The organism is Brevibacterium sp. Lmc1, from assembly GCF_057654315.1.
Genome location: NZ_CM172803.1, coordinates 1,842,951 through 1,860,752, shown reverse-complemented (window position 1 = coordinate 1,860,752; position 17,802 = coordinate 1,842,951). Strand labels below are relative to the sequence as shown.

Genomic DNA, 17,802 nt, shown 5'->3' with positions numbered 1-17,802 from the left:
TCAGCCCATGTCGTTGTCTTCCAGCCATTCGACGACTTCGGCCTCATCAGGCAGATCTGTGAACTGCACGATGTCGTCACTGCCGACGAAGTAGAACGTCCCCGTCACCTCGGCGATCTCCGGATGCACCCTGAGAATCGCGAACCGGTAGAGCGCCAGCTGCCATTTCATCACTTCGAGCACTGCCGCATCGGGTTTCTTCGAGGTCTTCCAATCCACAACTTCGGCATGATCCCCGGTGATGAAGACCGCATCGATCTTCCCCGGCACCCGGAATCTGCCGAGGACGAGTTCGAAGGACATCTCCACATGGTCGGCCCGACGCGTCGCGAACTCGGAGGCTGAGAATGTCTCCTGCAGCCGTTGGACCGTCGCGGCGTCGATCGGTCTCACTGATTCGTCTTCGCCGATTTCGATGCTCGACTGGCCGAAGTGCTGTTCCACCCAGGAATGGAAGGTCGTTCCGATCTCGGCCGCCCGGCTGGGCGGAGCCGGGATCGGACGCAGGGTCTGCGTACGGAAACCCTGCGGGTCCCTCCTCCATGCGACCAGCGCCGTTGCCGACAGACGGTCGGGCATGGCCGCAGCGGACACCGCTTCGGGCCGGTCACCGATGCGCAGGGCCTGAGCGGCGAAGCGCCCGATCGTTCCCGGATTATCGGCCAAGGACTCCAAGCTGACGTCCGGGCTCGCTTCGACCCAACCGGCGGCTCGCTGTGCGGCGGCGACCTGCTTCGTGCGCGGCACCGGCCATGGAGTGGTCTCGATGCGGTCCTCCGCCGTGTCGTCGGCAGGTTCCGGAATCTCCACTTCGAGGCCCAAGGCTTCGATCGCTTCGGTGAGGAAGGGCGAGGGGTCGTCGGGAACCGCGCGCGAACCCATCAGTTCCGCCCCGAGCCACAGATGCCTCTTCGCACGAGTGAACGCCACGTAGGCGAGGCGTCGCTCCTCCCCCTCGTGCGCGTCGGCGATCCGTGGACGGATGAAGTCTCCGATCCACTCATCCAGGGCCTTCTTCGTCTCGAATTCGGCCTCCCGCAGGTCGAAGTCGACGAGGTGTGCGCGGTCACCGCGCAACGGGTACGGCAGAGCCGTGCGATCCATCCACCCTTCCTTGTCCCGCGGCTCGGTGGGAAAGTCCTTGACCACCAGAGACGGAACGGCGACGGCGTCGAACTCCAGACCCTTCGAGGCATGGACGGTCATGATGTTGATCGCATCGGCTGCCGTCGTCGGCTCGGCGACGCTCAGCGCATCATGAGCTTCCATGAGACTGAGCCAGGAAAGGAAGCCTGTAATCGAGGGTTTGTCATCGGTGGCCGAGTACTGGCTGGCCGCGGAGAGGAAAGCGTCGACGGAGGCTCTGTGCAGATTGCGCAGCGAATCGCCGAGGCCCCAGATATCCGAATCGATTCCGGTCTCGGACATCGCGGTGCGGATGATCGAAGCCACGGTGCCGGTTCCCGACCGGGTGGCCCGCAGCGCGCGAGCCAACCGGACCAGACGATGCAGCGCCTCCGAGCTCAGACCGGACCGCTGATAGTCGGCGATGAGTCCCCTGTCAGCAGCTGTCCGCGCTCCTTGGTCGAGGACGCGCCGCACTTCGATGAGCTCATCGATGCCTTCGACGATCGTCGCCTGGTCGATAGCTTCGGCGATCACCTCCTCGGCGGCCGGTTCGGTTCGCTCGGACGCTCGCCGCTCGGTCTGACGGCGAGTGAAGGCCTGCAGCCCCGCGATGTCGCCTGCGCCGAGGCCGAGCATGCGTCCGCTGACGAGCCTCATGATCTCGTCGCCGGCCATAGGATCGACCGCAGCGGTGAGCACCGCGCGCAGATCTGCGACGAAGGGATCGGTCAGCAGCCCGGAGGAACCGTGCACGTGTACAGCGAATCCGGCGGCTTCCAGCGCCGCCGCGACCGGCGCGAAGTGGGCACGTTTGCGGCACAGCACGGCCTTCGACGAACCTGCGGGGATCGTGTGGAACCAATCCGTGAGTGCGCGCAGGCCCGTGGTGAGGAAATCGGGATCGTGGGCACCCGAGCTGATTTCGACACAGACTTCGCCCTCACCGGCATCATCGCGGGCCGACAGCGGAGACTCGCTGCTGTCAGCGAGTCCGGCGGCGATGCGGTTGGCCACCTGCAGGATCGAGCGGTCGTTGCGCCAGCTTGTGCTCAGCGACAGTGATTCGACGTCCCGGAAGTCCGATGAGAAACGCACCATGTTGTCGGCGCTGGCGCCGCGCCAACCGTAGATGGCCTGGCGGGGATCACCGACTGCGGTCACTGCGGTGGAGTGGAAGAGGTCGCGCAAGAGCTTCAGCTGAGCCACCGAGGTGTCTTGGAACTCGTCGAGGAGGACGATCTTCCACCTGGCTCTCTCGGCCTCGGCCGCGGCGGGCACCTCGTCGAGGATGCGTTGGGCGAATCGCACCTGGTCGGAGAAGTCCATGGCCAGATTGCGCCGTTTCGCGCGCATATAGGCATCAGCCAGTCGGGCCGTTCGGATCTTCGCTTCGAGCTTTGCCCGTCGTCCACTGGGATCGACGGGCTTGCCCTTGCTGGACACCAGGGCAGCCAGGCACTGCTCAAGATAGTCCGTGACGTCGTCGACATCACGACCGTGATCATTCATCTGCCCTGCCAGGGCGATGACATCGGCGATCATCGTCTCGCGGGAGAAATCGCCGGGGATCTCGTCGGGTGGCGTCGAATCGATGAGAGTCCCGGCGATGGTGTGTGCCGCGGCGTCATCGAGGAGGACAGTTTCGGGTTCGATGCCGATGCTCACCCCGTGTTCGCTGACGATGGACGCGGCATAGGAGTTGTATGTGGACACGGTCGGATTGTCGAGACCGGGCAGTGAAAGGTCCTGACCCCGGCCGAGGTTGTGCCGCAGACGCGACAGAAGCACTCGGATGCGTCCGCCGAGTTCTCCGACTGCTTTGCGGGTGAAGGTCAGGCCGAGGATCTCTTCGGGAGAGACGAATTCGTTGGCGACCAGCCACACCACACGCTGGGAGATGACTGTGGTCTTTCCCGATCCGGCCCCGGCGGTGACTTTCATCGACTGTGCCGGGTCGGCCTCGATGATCACCTTCTGCTCCGGGCTCGGAGGGAAGGCCTGGGCAGGGTCGGCAGCCGTGAGCTCGGCAAGCCGCTCGGCGGTGAAGCGCATCAGTTCTCCTCCAACATCTTCGGGCCGATCGCCGGGCACGATGATCGGACGGGGCACGACTTGCACTTCTGCGGGTCGACCCGTGCAGGGAAGCTCGCGGCACGCATCCTGCCGGACACGTCGTCGATGAGTTCACGAGCCCAGTCGGGGTTCTCATCGACGTCGAGCGCCGACTGCTCCCGAACAGTGCGAGCCGACTTGCGCAGGAAGACGAGTTCAGCGCCGAAAGCGTGTGCATCGAGCTCCTGGTCCTCACCGATCCTGATGGTCCCGGAATTGATGGCTTCCTGATACACACCCAGCTGTGCATGCCGGTCCATCTCCTTGCCGGCGACGACGTTCCTGCCGGTCTTGAAGTCGACGATGCGCAGTCCGCCCTCGACCTCCTCGACTCGGTCGAGGCGTCCGGTGACCTTCCACTCACGTCCGTTCGAGTCGACACCGACCGCATAGACCTGTGCTTCGACTCCGACGAGGCGGCCCGGAGTCTTCTTGATGTAGTCGCCGAGCCGGTCGGCCATGGTCATCGCCACATCGAATTCCCGTTCCCGTTCCCATTCTGCGTCGAATTCCAAGGACGCGAACTCAGTTTCCACGAAGCTGCGGATCGCGGAGGTGGGGCCCTCCGGATAGTTCTCGGCGGCGGCGTGGATGATGGTTCCGAGACTTTGGGCTGTCGACATCGGGCGGTCACCACCGTTGTGGGTGAGGAACCACCGCAGAGAGCAGTCGGTGAATGCTTCGACCTGGGAGGGTGAGACGCGAACCGTATCGGAGTCGGTGAAGAGCGGCTCATTCGTGGTGATGTCCTCAGCCTCGCGCCACTGCGTCGGTGACCCCACCGCCCCGCCACCAGCTGAGAGCGCCCGCATCAGCGCCGCCCATGACCGCGTGTCCGCGTCCGGAATCGCAGAGCTTTCGGCGCTTTCGGTCGTGGTGGCGTCCACAAGCGTCGACGATGGCCCCGCAGCTTCGACATCGGCCGCGGCAGCCGTTTGCAGCAGATGAGCGCGGGCATGTGCTGCCATCTCCGGTACCGTCAGCGGAGGCAGCTCATCCTCGTGGGTGATCGCATAGCCGTCGGCCGCCTCGGTGCCCTTGGCGGAGCCAGCGGCGAGCACATCGAAGAACGGAGACGGCTCGGTCTCCGCATCGGTGACGGCGGTGACGATCACGCGTTCCTGCGCACGGCTGAGCGCGGTGAAGAACAGCTCGCCCTCTTCACGCAGATTCGTCCGTTTCGCATGCGCGTGGTAACCGGGGTCGCCGGTGACCGTCTCACCCGTGGCGAGCACCGCCGTGAGGTCGGTGAGGCCGAGGATTCCGCCGCGCAGCTTCGGGTTCGGCCAGACGCCTTCGTTGACTTCGGCGATGATCACCAGAGGCACACGCACATGGGCCAGTGAGGACGGGGTGCCCACCAGCACGTGGTCGGCGAATCCTGCGGTATCGGCCAGGGAATCCTGGGCGATGTCCTGTTCGGCGACGATGCCGGCGAACGAGCGAGCGGTGAAACCGCCGCGGTCGGCGATCTTCTCGGCCAGCGCGAACAGCCGGAGCACCGAATCGAGATAGCCGTTGGTCACCGATTCCGGGTCGCGCAGGGCTTCGATCTGCCATTTCTCAGCGACTCCGGCCGCGTCCCAGATGCTCCAGAGCGCTTGGTGGGGGTCGGTGGTGCCGACCTCAGCAGCGGCGTGGAGCATCCGTGAGATCGTGGCCAGTCCCTGTGGGGACGAATCGTCGATCGGGCTGCGCAGTGCCTGAGCCAGCGACGCCGTGCTGCTGGACGCCGGGAACTGTCTGCGCACTGCTCGCCGGAATCGGCGGATCTGCACGGGGTCGAGGCGGACGTAGATGCTGCCGGCCAGGGACAGAGCGAGGTCGGCGATCGACTCGTCATCGTCGAAATCAGGGGCGGCCGAAAGCAGGTCCAACAACGGTGCGGTCGCGGGGTCGACATTGAGCGGCTGCATGAGAGTGGCGATCGAGACCCCTGAGGCTCTCAGCTCATTGGCGATCGCGCGAGCACTCGACGAATTGCGGCAGATGAGTGCGACATCGGACCAGCTGTGCCCCTGTTCGACGAAGTTCGTGATCCGACGGGCCAGATATCGGTGTCCGGACGCACTGCCCTCGAATACGTGCGTCTCCACGGCAGGCTCGGACGACACGGGAGACAGCTCTTCAACCGGTGACGCTGTCGGAGCTGATTGCGGCACGGTCACCGACGCCTCAGCGGAAGCCGCAGAATCAACAGCATCCTCGAGGGGACGTGGGCGCGGCATATGACCGGTCGACCAGCGCGTGGTGATCCTGGCTCCGAATCCGTCGATGGTCGTCGCCAATGCAGGGTCGACATCCCACTGACGATCGAGCACGACCGTTTCGAAGCCGGCCTCGGCCGTCGCCCGATCGATGATCGACGCGTCGGCTCCGTGGAAACGTCCGGTCACCGTCTCGGGCGAGCCGAACAGAGCGATGGCACTCCCCCTGGCCCGCAGCTGTTCGAGGATTCCCCAACTGGCGGCAGGGAAGTCCTGGACCCCGTCGGCCAGAACCACTGTGGGCAATCGGTCGGGGGCGAACGTCCACGAACGTCCAGCCGTCACCTCGGCAGGTTCGCGGAGGATCTCGAAAGCGGCAAGGGCGAGAACGGTCGCGGAATCGACGCCCCCGTAGCCGGGCATGGACATGATGCCCAGATATTCGTCGAGGATCTCAGCCACGGCCTGCCACCGAGGGTCGGGGTTGTCGGCAAGGGCACGATCCAGGGCGCTGCGACCGAAGTCGAACACGTGTTCTGCGTTCTCCGGCGACGTGTCGGGCGTGCGCATTCCGAAATCGAACTCCATCACTCGGTTGAGCGCGTCGCGGACCTCGGTTCGGAAGGCCGAGGTCGAGCGCACCTCGGCGGTGATCTCCGACGGCCACGCCGGGCCACGGGAACGACCGAGTTCGTGTCCGGCGAGGAGATCGGCGAGGAACACATCCTGATCGGCACCGGAGATGAATTCGAGATCCTCCCCGGTCCGCGTCGTATGTGCGGCACGGGCGATCCCGTACGCGAACGACGCCAGACTGCGGGCCGGGGCGGAGGAGAGAACCGCGTCAGCGGGCAGCTCGAGACGATTGCGCAGCACATCGGCGTGATCACGGTCGGGTGTGAGAACGAGGACCGAGGCGGGGTCGATCGTCGACACCAGCTGTGCATAGAGCGACTCGAGCAGAGTCGTCTTCCCTGTTCCCGGCCGCCCGATGATATTCAGGCAGCCGCCCGAGAGCAGGGTGCTGCCCATCCGCTGCGTCATCTCATCCATACTCGTATTCCATCACGGCCCGCTGACATGAGACTTCCGAGCCCCTGACCGGCGCGTCGTCAAAGTGACAGCGCGGATGCCCGGTGCACAGCCTGACTTCGCGTAGCATTGAAGAATGTCGAGTCCACAACAGAGATTGCCCCGTGACCAGCGCCGCGACCAATTAGTGGGAGTCGCACGCTCCGTTTTCGCCACCCGTGGATATCGGACGACCTCAATGGACATGATCGCCGAGGCAGCCGGTGTGTCCAAGCCTGTTCTCTATCAGCACTTCGATTCGAAGCAGGACCTCTACCTGGCACTCATCGATTCCTCGGCGGCGCTGCTCGACTCTCGGCTCGCCGAAGCTCTGGGATCGACGACAGATCCGCATGAGCAGGTCCACGCGACCTATCGCGCGTATTTCGACTTCGTGGTCTCACACCGCGAAGAGTTCGTCATCATCTTCAATTCGGACGTCTACGAGCCGAAAGCCGAACAGAAGCTGCGCGCGCTGCGGGAGAGTTCGGCGACACGGGTCGTGTCGGCGCTGAAGAACTTCGCCCGCCTCAGCGACGATGAGGCACAGCTGCTGTGCCGGGCTCTCATCGGCACCGCCGAGGTCGTCGTCAAGCAGATCGACTCTCAACGCGGTGTCGACGTCGACACAGCTGTCGAACTGCTCACCCAGATGAGCTGGGGCGGACTGCGGTCGTTCGCAGATCGCTGACGTTCCACCGGCCGCTCAGCCTTCAGCAGAATCCATGGGGAAGAAACCCAAGTCTGCGGACGTTAAGCTGAACACAGTCCAATCCGTCATCGATCACCGAGCATCGGCACAAGGAGCACCATGGAAATCAAGATCGGCGTCAAGCAGACTCAGCGCGAGATCACCCTCGAAACGGACGAGGATGCGAAGGCTCTCGCCGCCCGCATCGAAGAGAAGATCCAGTCCGATGGGCTGCTGACCTTCACCGATACGAAGGGCCGTCAGGTCTACGTCCCCTCCGCTTCGCTCGGCTACCTCGAAATCGGTGCCGAGACTTCACGTCGCGTAGGCTTCAGCGCCTGAGCTGCGCCTGAGCGGAAGGGCCCCGGTCGCAACGACTGGGGCCCTTTTCGCGTTCGCGGCGGAACCGTGCGTCCCTCGCAGGATCGCGAGTCCGTCGCAGGTTCGTGCTGCAGACGCGGAATCGTGCTCCGCTGCCGGTGCAAGCGCCTATAGTGTGATCAGGCGACGAGACCGAGCGCCGACATCCGCTTCGAGTGATTCGACGTCACCGCCGGGATCAGCTCGACGACGAGATCTTCGTCGAGGCCGAGGAACGGATCGGTGAGCAGACTGCGTGCCCGTCCCAGGGTCTCGGCGACGAGCTTGCGGCCCCACAGGGCCAGCCGCGAGGCCAGCTGTGTGTCGACAGCCACTTCGGAGGTCAGACGATTGCGCGCATATTCGCTGGCACGTGTATCATCGAGAATTGCAATAGCCAGGCTGTATCCGGGCTCCGCGAGTTCGTCCACCGCCGTGCGGTAGAAATCATTCATGATTCCGTCGAAGACGAATCCCTTCATGAGGCTTTCGTACCAGTCGCGAGGACGAGTCCTTTCAGCCAGAGTGCTGAAGGTCGGTTCGAAATGCTGACAGAGCTCGATCACATCCTGGCCCATCTGATCGATGTGCTGTGAGAGCTGTTCGAAGTTCGCGAATGACTGAGAGGCCAGCCGCGCCAGGATGACCTTGTCATCCAGATCCGCTGCGGTCGTCGCGTTTGTGGCCATACGTTCGAAACCGGTCAGCTCGCCGAACGCCAGAAGTGCGAGCGTTGCAGCATCATTACCGGCCAATGGGACAGAATCGGGCATAGTTCAAGACTACCGGTTCGCACCATGACAAGCGCGTACGCGCTAAAAGGAGTTTGGAATATGGCGGAGACAGAAGCGGATTTCGCGGAGCTGGGAGTCGCCGGACCGATCGTGGCCTCACTGGCCTCGGCAGGAATCACCCACCCCTTCCCCATTCAGGCACTGACACTGCCCGTGGCACTGTCGGGAGCCGACATCATCGGGCAGGCGAAGACGGGCACCGGAAAGACCCTGGGATTCGGAATCCCCCTGCTCCAGCGTGTCGTCGGCAAAACCGAGGACTCGTCGGTCACCTCCGACCCCGATTCGACTCCCGACAGCGTGGGCGATGCCAAGGAGCCGCGGCTGCCGCAGGCCCTCGTGGTCGTTCCCACCCGTGAGCTGGCCAAGCAGGTCGCGGCCGATCTCGTCACCGCCTCGGTGCAGCGTGACATCGACATCATGACCATCTACGGCGGCATGGACTTCGATCCGCAGATCAACCGGCTCAAATCCGGCGTCGACGTCGTCGTCGGCACCCCCGGCCGCCTCCTCGATCTCTATGGTCGCAAGATCCTCAAGCTCCACCGCGTCCGCACCGTCGTCCTTGACGAAGCCGATGAGATGCTCGACCTCGGCTTCCTGCCCGACGTCGAGAAGATCATCAACGCGGTGCCCGCCCACCGCCAGACGATGCTGTTCTCCGCCACCATGCCGGGTGCGGTCATCACCCTCGCCCGCCGCTACATGAACCAGCCCACCCACATCCGCGCCCAGGACCATGAGGACCTGTCGCTGACGGGCAAGAACACCACGCAGTTCGTCTACCGCGCCCATTCGATGGACAAATCCGAGCTCGTCGCCCGCATGCTCCAGGCCGAGGGCCGTGGTCGCACGATCATCTTCACCCGCACCAAGCGCACCGCCGACAAGCTCGCAGCCGAACTCGAGGATCGCGGTTTCGCAGTCAAGGCGCTCCACGGCGATCTCGGTCAGTCACAGCGTGAGAAGGCTCTGAAGTCCTTCCGCGACGGAAAGGTCGACGTGCTCGTGGCCACGGATGTCGCGGCCCGCGGAATCGACATCGACGATGTCACCCATGTCGTGAACTACCAGTGCCCCGAGGACGAGAAGACCTACGTCCATCGCATCGGACGCACCGGTCGAGCCGGCAACTCCGGTGTCGCCATGACCCTGGTCGACTGGGATGACATGCCCCGCTGGCGTCTCATCAACAAGGCCCTCGGCCTCGACTTCGATGAACCCGCCGAAACCTATTCGACCTCGCCCCACTTCTTCTCCGAGCTCGGCATCCCGAAGGGCACCAAGGGCCGACTGCCGCGCCAGCACCCCGAAAGCGAGGACGAGAAGTCCTCCGGTGAGCGCCAGGCCCGTGAGTCTGATCGTCGCGGTTCCGGCCGTGGCCGTTCGGATTCTCGCCAAGGCGGCTCATCCGACCGTCGTGACGCCACGTCCGCATCCGGCGAGGAGAGCCGCAAACCGCGCCGCCAGCGCAGCCGTCGCCGCACCCGCGGCGGCAAGCCGGTCAACCGCGCGCAGGGCGGCCAGGCGGGTCAGGGCGGTCACCCGGCCACCGACTCCAGCGAGGACTGACCTCTCCGCTGGCGAGACCTATTCTCCGTACCGTCTGCACGAAGGGCCCCGACCACTCGGCGGGGCCCTTCGTGCATCCTGCATTCGATTCGAGCCCTGATCCCGTTCGATTCTGTGACCGATGATGTTCGCACGCTTCATCATCCATCACGCGCATGCGCTGCGTCCGCCGAATCCTCGGCCGATCTCAACCGCCGGATGAAGGCTGGCGCAGATCGGAGCCGGGCTCAGCCCTGGATGTAGTCGACGCCCCCCGGCCGTGATGCCGCACGCTCGAGCAGCTTCGCGAGCATATGGTCGGAGGTGACGTGCTCGCCGAGGCGGTTGGGTTTGCCCGTGCCGTGATAGTCGCTGGAGCCGGTGACGATGAGGTCGTGCTCATGCGCCAGACGTCGCATCGCCTCTCGCTCCTGCGGAGGGTTGTCCCTATGGTCGACCTCGAGTCCGTCGAGACCGGCGGCGATGAATTCGGTCATCGCCGAATCGGGCACGACCCGACCGCGCATGGCCGCGCGCGGATGGGCGAAGACCGAGACTCCCCCGGCCTCCCGAATCAGCCCGATCGCGGTGATCGGATCGATCGTCGGCAGGGACACATGATATTTTCCCTGGCTGGACAGAATCGACGAGAACGCTTCGGTGCGGGACTCGACGACGCCGGCCGCGACCAGCGCATCGGCGATATGCGGACGTCCGATCGTGGCGTCCTCTCCCGAGACGGAGAGCACCGCATCCATGTCGATCGGATAGTCTTCGGCCAATCGTTCGATGATGAGGTGGGTGCGATCGAGTCTCGCCCGCCTGGTCTCCTGCACGACCTCGGCCAGCCCCGTATCGTATGGGTCGTGGAGGTAGGAGAGCAGGTGCACGCTGATCCCCTCGTAGCGGCAGGAGATCTCCATTCCCCTCACCAGGCCGAGCCCGTAGACGCGGGCGGCATCTTCGGCAAGGGTCCAACCTGCAGTGGTGTCGTGATCGGTGAGTCCGACGACGTCGATGCCCTCCATCGAGGCTTCTGAGATGAGTTCGGACGGGGTCTGGGTCCCGTCCGAAAATGCGGTGTGCACGTGGAGATCGATGACCATGGTCACAGTCTATCTGCATCTGTCGTTCCGACTTCCACGTGTACACACCATGTCACTCCGCCCGTCTAGACTGGCGGCATGACAGAGCACAACTCAGATACCCCAGACTCGACTCAGGACCTCGCAGACCGCGTCAACAACCGCTCGCATCGCCCGAATTCCGCCGCCTTCCGCGACTTCGTCGCCTCCGGTTGGGATCGCACTCCCCTCAACGCCGAGGCTCTCGCCGCCGCCGGTTTCACCCCTGCCCGTCGGGACGCGGTCTCGGCGGCATTCCCCGGCGAACGGCTGGTCGTTCCCGCCGGCGGACTCAAGGTCCGCTCGAACGACACCGATTATCGCTTCCGCGCTCATTCCGCGTTCATCCACCTCACGGGTCTGGAAACCGACTCCGAACCCGACGCCGTGCTCGTCTTCGAACCCGAGGGCGACGGCCACGATGTGACGCTGTACTTCCGTCCCCGCGCCGGAGCCGATACGGAGGAGTTCTTCTCCGATTCCCGCTACGGAGAGTACTGGGTCGGACCGCGTGCCGATCTCGAAGCGATGTCCACCATGACCGGCATCGCAACTGAGAGCTCCGCCACTGTCGATGACGCCATCACGAAGGATCTCGGGGCCATCTCCGTGCGCCTCGTCCGACAGGCCGACGCCCGCATCGACGGAGTCATCGACCTGGCTCGCAGCCAGGTCCAGGCCGATCTCGAGACATCCGAGGCAGGCGACGCCGAACTGGCCCAGCTGCTCTCCGAGCTGCGCCTGATCAAGGACGACCACGAGATCGCGCAGCTGCGCGAAGCCGTCGCCATCACCCGCGCCGGTTTCGACAACGTGGTGGCAGCGCTGCCGAAGGCACTCGGACACCGTCGTGGTGAGCGTGTCGTCGAGACCGCGTTCGAGACCGCCGCTCGCTCCGACGGCAACGGGGTCGGCTACGACACGATCGCCGCCTCGGGCAACAATGCCTGCACCCTGCACTGGATCCGCAATGACGGTCAGGTCCGGGACGGTGACCTCATCCTCGTCGATGCCGGAGCCGAAGCCGATTCGCTCTACACCGCGGACATCACCCGCACCCTGCCCGTTTCGGGCACCTTCACTCCGGTGCAGGCGAAGATCTACGATGCCGTGCTCGATGCCTCCGATGCCGCGTTCGCTGTGGCCGCAGATCACCCCAACCGTCCTGTGAAGTTCCGTGAGGTCCACGAGGCGGCCATGGAGGTCATCGCGAAGCGTCTCGAAGAGTTCGGTGTGCTGCCGGTCTCCGCTGCCGTTTCGCTGTCACCGGAAGGACAGCAGCACCGTCGGTGGATGGTCCACGGCACCAGTCATCACCTCGGCCTCGACGTCCATGATTGTGCGCAGGCGAGAGCGGAGATGTACTTGGACGCGACCATCGAACCGGGAATGGTCTTCACCATCGAACCCGGACTGTACTTCAAGTCAGACGACCTGCTCCTGCCCGAGGAGTTCCGCGGTAACGGTGTCCGCATCGAGGACGACGTCCTCGTCACCGCCGACGGAGTGGAGAATCTCTCGGCCGACTTCCCCCGCACCCGCGCCGAGATCGAGGCCTGGGTGCAGAGCCGAGCCCAGGACCGCTGATGACCTCGGATACCGCACGCGGTTCGGGCTCCGAGGCACGACCCGGCCCGTTCCGCGGGCGCGGAGTCCTCGAGATCCCCGGTATCCGCCTCGGCCATGCCGGTGAGTTCACCGACAGCCGGCTGACCGGGATCACCACCGTGCTGCCACCGATCGGTTCGACCATCGGCGTCGATGTCCGCGGGGGCGGTCCCGCCACCCGTGAGACCGATGTCATCGCAACGGGAACACATTCCTATGGTGCCGATGCCATCGTCCTCACCGGCGGATCCGCATTCGGGCTGGGTGCCGTCTCCGGAGTCGTCGATACCCTCGCCGAGGCGGGGCTCGGATTCCCTGCTCCCGGACTTGCCGATGCGGTCATTCCGCTCGTTCCCGCCGCCGCGATCTTCGACCTCGGCCGCGGAAACGGTTCCGTGGCACCGCCGAGACCGGATGAAGGCGCCGAGGCGACACGAGCGGCGCTGTCCGGACGGACGGACGACGTCCGAGGCAGCATCGGGGCAGGCATCGGAGCCCGGTCCGGATTCCAGAGTGTGCGCGGAGGGCTCGGATCCTATGCCGTCCGGCTGCCCAGCGGAACCATGGTCGCGGCGCTCGTCGTGGCGAATTCGCTGGGAACGATCGGCACACCGTCGGGCGGTCTGTGGTTGGACCCGCTGCTGCGCTCGATCGGCCTCGATCTGCCGAAGGTGCTGAGTCTCCCCGACTCGGCAGCGCCGGTCCCGGGGACTGCTGCGAAGAACACGACGATTGCGATCGTCGCAACCGATGCACGCCTCGACTCGGCGCAAACCACGCGGATGGCATCGGGTGCGCACGCGGGCATCTCCCGAGCTGTGCGGCCCTCGCACACCCTCTTCGACGGCGACACGGTCTTCGGCATCGCCACCGGAGCGCAGGATCTGCCCTCCGATCGTGACGCCGCCACCCGAGAGCTCGTGATGATCTCCGCGGCGGCGGCCGATGCGCTGAGCTTGGCGATCCTCGACGCCCACGCTTCGGCGACACCCGTCGACAGCTCGTGGGGGCAGCCGCCGACGCTGAGCGAGATCGCACCGGATTTCACCTCGGAGTTCAACGCTCTCTGATCACGGAGACGGGGCCCGCCGTTCGGCGGGCCCCGCTCCTCTCAGTTCTCCGCAGCTTCCAAGCGCCATCATCCGACAGCCGCACGAAGCTGCAGCTCCTTCTTCAGCTGTCAGTCGTTGCGAGCCGACTGAGCCTCTTCGGAGTCGAGACCCTTCGGGTCTCGGACTTCCTTCTTCTGCTGAGCATCGAAGCCATCCTGACGCAGCAGCTTCTGCGATTCGGTCTTCGCGGCGGCCTCATCCTCGACCACGGTGAACCGGACCGACTCGGTGAAGTCACGACCGTAGCGGTCGGTTCCGGTCACCTCGGCGGTGTGGGTGCCCAGGTCGAGGTTCGAGGGGATCTCGGTCCGCCACAGGTGCGAGCTCGACTGGCCCACATTGCCGGAGGTGCGCAGATTCTGAGATGCCGTGTACGGATCGGTGTACTCCCAGCCCTTGGCCAGAGCTTCGCCCTTGCCCGGCTGAGTGTGCTCAGACCGCTTCGGTGCTTTGCCGTCGAAGCTGACCTCCACTCGTGCGTCCGAGGTGCCGGCGAGGAAGCTCGAGGTCAGCCAGGTCTCGCCCTGCTTGAGGTCCTCGCGGGTGACGACGCGTTCGGAGATCTCCTTCGGAGCGGTGCCCTTCTTGTCCGCGTCCTGCCAGTCCTGGGCTTTCTGCGCCCAGTCGCGCCACTCGGGCGAGTTCACGCCGAGCAGCAGCTGGTGGTCGTCGGATTCGTTGCGCACGGTGTAGCGTTCGCTGCGCGAAGCACCGTCGTATTCGAGGGTGAGCACGCCCGGTTCCGAAGCGTCCTGAGTGAATGAGTACGGCAGCCCGTCGGCGTTGAGGCCGCCGGAGTACCAGTCGCCGGAGACGGCACCGGCGACGATCTGCGTGTTCGGCAGCTTCTCGATCCCGGCTGCAGCCCATTCCTTCCTCGTCTCGCCTGCGACGAGGTTCTCCTGAGTGTGAGTGTGTCCGCCGACGGTCACGGCGTTCGGGTAGTCGGAGATGACGTCGTAGAAGTCCTTCGCGTTGTCGACGACGACCTCTTTGTGCGTGAGAATGGGCGCGTGGGTGGCGACGACGACCTGTGCGTTCTTCGGCACGTTCTTCAGATCGTTCTCCAGCCAAGTCAGTTGATCCTGACTGATCTTCTCCTTGTACTTCTTCTTGTTCGCCTTGCCCTCGTATTCGATGCTGTCGAGGACGACGAAGTGGGTTTTGCCGACGTCGTAGGAGAAGTAAGAGGGTCCGAACTGGTCACGGAAGGTGTCGAGGGCGTGAGCGTCGTCGACCGCGTCGTAGTCCTGGTCATGGTTGCCCGGGGCCACGCGCACGGGTCCGTTCATCTGGGAGTAGATATCGCGCAGTTCATCGTTGAGACTGAGGTCGTCACCGACGTTGTCCCCGAGCAGCAGCACTCCGCAGGCCCCATAATCACTGCGATCGGCAAGGTCACCGACGGCTCCGTCGCGGGCGTAGCCCATCTCTGTCTTGTCATAGGCCTGGGTGTCGGAGGCGATCGGGCAGTTCTGCTCGCCCTTTGCCGAGGCCTTCGACTCAACCATCGGGAAGTTCACGGCCTTCGGCGTGTCCCCTGTCGGTTCGATGCCGCCGTATTCGAGATCACCGGACCCTTCGGGCAGATGGTTGTAGCTGAACTGTGCGACCTTGTCCTCATCGACGGGAACCTGCCAGCCGGACGGCTGAGTGATGGAAACGGTCATGTTGTCCCGCACGGGCAGCTCGTAGCGGCCCTCGCCGTCGGTCTGGACGACGTCGACGCCGTTGGACACCGCGACTCCGGCCACTCCCTTCTCGTCGCCGTCGAGCTTCGAGTTCTCGTTCACGTCATCGAAGACCTGACCGGTGAACTTCTTCGGGTCGGCGGCCTTGCCGCGGTCGACCTGGACGTGGCCCTCGTAGAGTTCAGCCGGTGCGTCCGCGGCCGTCGCCGAGGTCGGCGAGAGAAGCGGAGCGAAGAGCGAGAGCGCGGCACAGGCTCCCAGGCCTGCGGCAGCGGTGCGCGGGCGGATTCGTCGTGTCTGCATGGATTTCTCCTGTATTCGACTATGGCGGGTTCTGCCGAGAAATGACCCTAGGGAGACGGGGCGACATCGAGATGAAGCAGACAGGACGGCTTGATGAATAGGAAAAGTGGGCGAGTGGAACCCGACGCCCACTGCGTTCACCGCCCGCGAATGTGATCTCGATTCAATTCGTGGAGGCGATCACTGAAAACTCCATGCACCACGTAGTCTGAGAACATGAGTGGTCCACCGAAAAGAGTTTTCGTCGCCCGACTCGTCTCCGCCCCCGTGTTCGACCCTCTCGGCGATCAGGTCGGCCGTGTCCGTGACGCCGTCGTCGTCTATCGTGCGACGATGCGGCAGTTCCCGCGAGTCATCGGCCTCGTCGTCGAAGTGCCGGGCCGTCGCCGCGTATTCGTGCCGATGGGCCGGGTCACCGCGATCGACTCCGGCCAGGTCATCACGACCGGCCTGGTGAATATGCGCCGCTTCGAACAGCGCGAATCCGAGACCCTGGTGATGAATGACCTGCTCGACCGACGGCTGCGTCTGCGCGAGGACAACTCACCGGTGCTCGTCGAGGACGTCGGCATCGAACAGCAGGTGAACAAGGACTGGGAGGTCACCAGGCTGTTCGTGCGTCGTGTGCCCGAACGCAGCGCCTTCGCCGCGTTCCGCCGCCGCGGCGAGACCAAGCAGATCGACTGGACGGATGCCGACCATCCTGTGGATTCCGAGGTCGATCAGGAAGCCACTCAGCTCATCGCCGCCTATCAGGACACGAAGCCTGCCGACCTCGCCGATGTGCTCTTCGAGATGAACGCCGCTCGCCGCCTCCAGGTGGCCCGTGCCCTCGATGACGAACGCCTTGCCGATGTCGTCGAGGAGCTGCCGGCCGAGACCCAGATCGAGATCCTCACCGGACTCGAAACCGAACGAGCCGTGACCGTGCTCGAAGAGATGGCTCCAGACGATGCGGCAGACCTCCTCGGCGAGCTCAGCGATGAACAGGCTGAACGATTCCTGACTCTGATGGAACCGGATGAGGCCGAAGATGTGCGTACGCTTCTGGCGTACGACGATGACACAGCCGGCGGTCTGATGACGACCGAACCGGTCATCCTCACCCCGGAAGCCACTGTCGCCGAGGCGCTGGCCCATGTCCGGCGGGAAGACCTGCCTGCGGCGCTGGCTGCCGCGGTCTTCGTCTGCAGGCAGCCGGTAGAGACCCCGACTGGCAAGTATCTGGGTCTCGTCCACATCCAGGAGATGCTGCGCCATCCGCCGCACGAGGCCGTGGGCATCATGCTCGACACCGAGGTCGAACCGCTGTCGCCGGAGACTCCGCTCGGCGAGGTGGCGAAGCTGCTGGCCGCGTACAATCTGGTGTCGGTGCCGATCACCGACGACAACGATCGCCTCGTCGGTGTGGTCACCGTCGATGACGTCCTCGACGAGCTGTTGCCCGAGGACTGGCGAACCACCGGTCGAGACGATCGCAGCAGGGGGTAGATATGGCCGTCGATGATTTCGAGATCCCGCGGTCGAGCAAGCGCCGACTGCCGAGCTTCACCGTCTCCCCCGAGACCTTCGGACGCGGAGCCGAGGCCTTCGCTCGGTTCATGGGCACTCCCGCGTTCCTCGTCGGGATGACGGTGTTCTGTGCGGTGTGGCTGCTGTGGAATACCCTGCTGCCGGAATCGTGGCAGTTCGACCCGCGATCGCTCAACTTCACCCTGTTGACCCTCATCCTGTCCCTTCAGGCCTCCTATGCCGCGCCGTTGATCCTGCTCGCGGAGAACCGCAGCACCGACCGGGACCGCGTCGAGTTCGAACACGATCGGCAGCGCGCCGAACGCAACCTGGCCGACACCGAGTACCTCGCACGAGAGGTGGCGGCGCTGCGCATCGCCATGCGCGAGGTCGCCACTCGTGACTTCATCCGCTCCGAGCTCAAGGATCTGCTCAAGGAGCTCGAGGAGGAGAGACAGGACGAAAACGGGACCGACAAGGTCGATCCCCGGGCCTCCGAAAAGCGCCGAGGCGGCCCTCGAGGCGGATGACGAGACGA

The 17,802-nt window shown here is 64.8% G+C and carries 12 protein-coding genes; 7 read left to right on the top strand and 5 right to left on the bottom strand.

Features of this window, described 5'->3' with window-relative positions; translation table 11 throughout:
• Together AC239G_RS08265 and AC239G_RS08260 are read right to left on the bottom strand one after the other, a co-directional pair.
• Window positions 1–3,180, bottom strand: a complete 3,180-nt coding sequence (locus AC239G_RS08265; protein ID WP_181270436.1) for an ATP-dependent helicase — start codon at window positions 3,178–3,180, stop codon at window positions 1–3.
• Entirely contained in the window at window positions 3,180–6,500 is a 3,321-nt protein-coding gene (locus tag AC239G_RS08260; protein WP_487490054.1) for a PD-(D/E)XK nuclease family protein, read from the bottom strand. The genes AC239G_RS08265 and AC239G_RS08260 overlap by 1 nt, the downstream gene beginning before the upstream one ends.
• Window positions 6,501–6,615: 115 nt before the next feature.
• On the opposite strand from AC239G_RS08260, the gene AC239G_RS08255 reads away from it, so the two are divergent.
• Window positions 6,616–7,209: a TetR/AcrR family transcriptional regulator gene (locus AC239G_RS08255; RefSeq protein ID WP_253903686.1), complete on the top strand. Its 594-nt coding sequence runs from the start codon at window positions 6,616–6,618 to the stop codon at window positions 7,207–7,209.
• A 120-nt stretch (window positions 7,210–7,329) separates the two neighbouring features.
• Window positions 7,330–7,551, top strand: coding sequence for a DUF3107 domain-containing protein (locus tag AC239G_RS08250; protein ID WP_173153838.1), 222 nt, complete (start codon window positions 7,330–7,332; stop codon window positions 7,549–7,551).
• A gap of 158 nt (window positions 7,552–7,709) precedes the next feature.
• On the opposite strand, the gene AC239G_RS08245 is transcribed toward AC239G_RS08250, so the two are convergent.
• Window positions 7,710–8,342: a ferritin-like fold-containing protein gene (locus tag AC239G_RS08245; RefSeq protein ID WP_039210607.1), complete on the bottom strand. Its 633-nt coding sequence runs from the start codon at window positions 8,340–8,342 to the stop codon at window positions 7,710–7,712.
• 60 nt (window positions 8,343–8,402) lie between these two features.
• On the opposite strand from AC239G_RS08245, the gene AC239G_RS08240 reads away from it, so the two are divergent.
• On the top strand, window positions 8,403–9,935 hold the full coding sequence (locus AC239G_RS08240; protein WP_181270434.1) for a DEAD/DEAH box helicase: 1,533 nt from the start codon (window positions 8,403–8,405) through the stop codon (window positions 9,933–9,935).
• Between the two features lie 227 nt (window positions 9,936–10,162).
• On the opposite strand, the gene AC239G_RS08235 is transcribed toward AC239G_RS08240, so the two are convergent.
• A complete protein-coding gene (locus tag AC239G_RS08235) occupies window positions 10,163–11,020 on the bottom strand; it encodes a PHP domain-containing protein (RefSeq protein WP_139466944.1) in 858 nt (285 codons plus the stop codon).
• A gap of 78 nt (window positions 11,021–11,098) precedes the next feature.
• On the opposite strand from AC239G_RS08235, the gene AC239G_RS08230 reads away from it, so the two are divergent.
• Entirely contained in the window at window positions 11,099–12,625 is a 1,527-nt protein-coding gene (locus tag AC239G_RS08230; protein ID WP_259356721.1) for an aminopeptidase P family protein, read from the top strand.
• Window positions 12,625–13,716 (top strand): P1 family peptidase, encoded by a 1,092-nt coding sequence (locus AC239G_RS08225; RefSeq protein ID WP_434595037.1) that lies wholly within the window; start codon window positions 12,625–12,627, stop codon window positions 13,714–13,716. The genes AC239G_RS08230 and AC239G_RS08225 overlap by 1 nt, the downstream gene beginning before the upstream one ends.
• A 110-nt stretch (window positions 13,717–13,826) precedes the next feature.
• On the opposite strand, the gene AC239G_RS08220 is transcribed toward AC239G_RS08225, so the two are convergent.
• Window positions 13,827–15,752, bottom strand: coding sequence for a calcineurin-like phosphoesterase C-terminal domain-containing protein (locus AC239G_RS08220; protein ID WP_181270431.1), 1,926 nt, complete (start codon window positions 15,750–15,752; stop codon window positions 13,827–13,829).
• A 216-nt stretch (window positions 15,753–15,968) separates the two neighbouring features.
• On the opposite strand from AC239G_RS08220, the gene AC239G_RS08215 reads away from it, so the two are divergent.
• Complete coding sequence (locus AC239G_RS08215; RefSeq protein WP_101544936.1) at window positions 15,969–17,243, top strand: magnesium transporter MgtE N-terminal domain-containing protein; 1,275 nt, start codon at window positions 15,969–15,971, stop codon at window positions 17,241–17,243.
• Window positions 17,244–17,245: 2 nt separating this feature from the next.
• A complete protein-coding gene (locus tag AC239G_RS08210; protein WP_229663902.1) occupies window positions 17,246–17,794 on the top strand; it encodes a DUF1003 domain-containing protein in 549 nt (182 codons plus the stop codon).
• Window positions 17,795–17,802 lie beyond the last annotated feature (8 nt).

Coding starts and splice junctions, on each gene's coding strand:
- AC239G_RS08265 (WP_181270436.1), bottom strand. CDS start 3,180: ATGCGCTTCACCGCCGAGCGGCTTGCCGAGCTCACGGCTGCCGACCCT.
- AC239G_RS08260 (WP_487490054.1), bottom strand. CDS start 6,500: ATGGATGAGATGACGCAGCGGATGGGCAGCACCCTGCTCTCGGGCGGC.
- AC239G_RS08255 (WP_253903686.1), top strand. CDS start 6,616: ATGTCGAGTCCACAACAGAGATTGCCCCGTGACCAGCGCCGCGACCAA.
- AC239G_RS08250 (WP_173153838.1), top strand. CDS start 7,330: ATGGAAATCAAGATCGGCGTCAAGCAGACTCAGCGCGAGATCACCCTC.
- AC239G_RS08245 (WP_039210607.1), bottom strand. CDS start 8,342: ATGCCCGATTCTGTCCCATTGGCCGGTAATGATGCTGCAACGCTCGCA.
- AC239G_RS08240 (WP_181270434.1), top strand. CDS start 8,403: ATGGCGGAGACAGAAGCGGATTTCGCGGAGCTGGGAGTCGCCGGACCG.
- AC239G_RS08235 (WP_139466944.1), bottom strand. CDS start 11,020: ATGGTCATCGATCTCCACGTGCACACCGCATTTTCGGACGGGACCCAG.
- AC239G_RS08230 (WP_259356721.1), top strand. CDS start 11,099: ATGACAGAGCACAACTCAGATACCCCAGACTCGACTCAGGACCTCGCA.
- AC239G_RS08225 (WP_434595037.1), top strand. CDS start 12,625: ATGACCTCGGATACCGCACGCGGTTCGGGCTCCGAGGCACGACCCGGC.
- AC239G_RS08220 (WP_181270431.1), bottom strand. CDS start 15,752: ATGCAGACACGACGAATCCGCCCGCGCACCGCTGCCGCAGGCCTGGGA.
- AC239G_RS08215 (WP_101544936.1), top strand. CDS start 15,969: ATGAGTGGTCCACCGAAAAGAGTTTTCGTCGCCCGACTCGTCTCCGCC.
- AC239G_RS08210 (WP_229663902.1), top strand. CDS start 17,246: ATGGCCGTCGATGATTTCGAGATCCCGCGGTCGAGCAAGCGCCGACTG.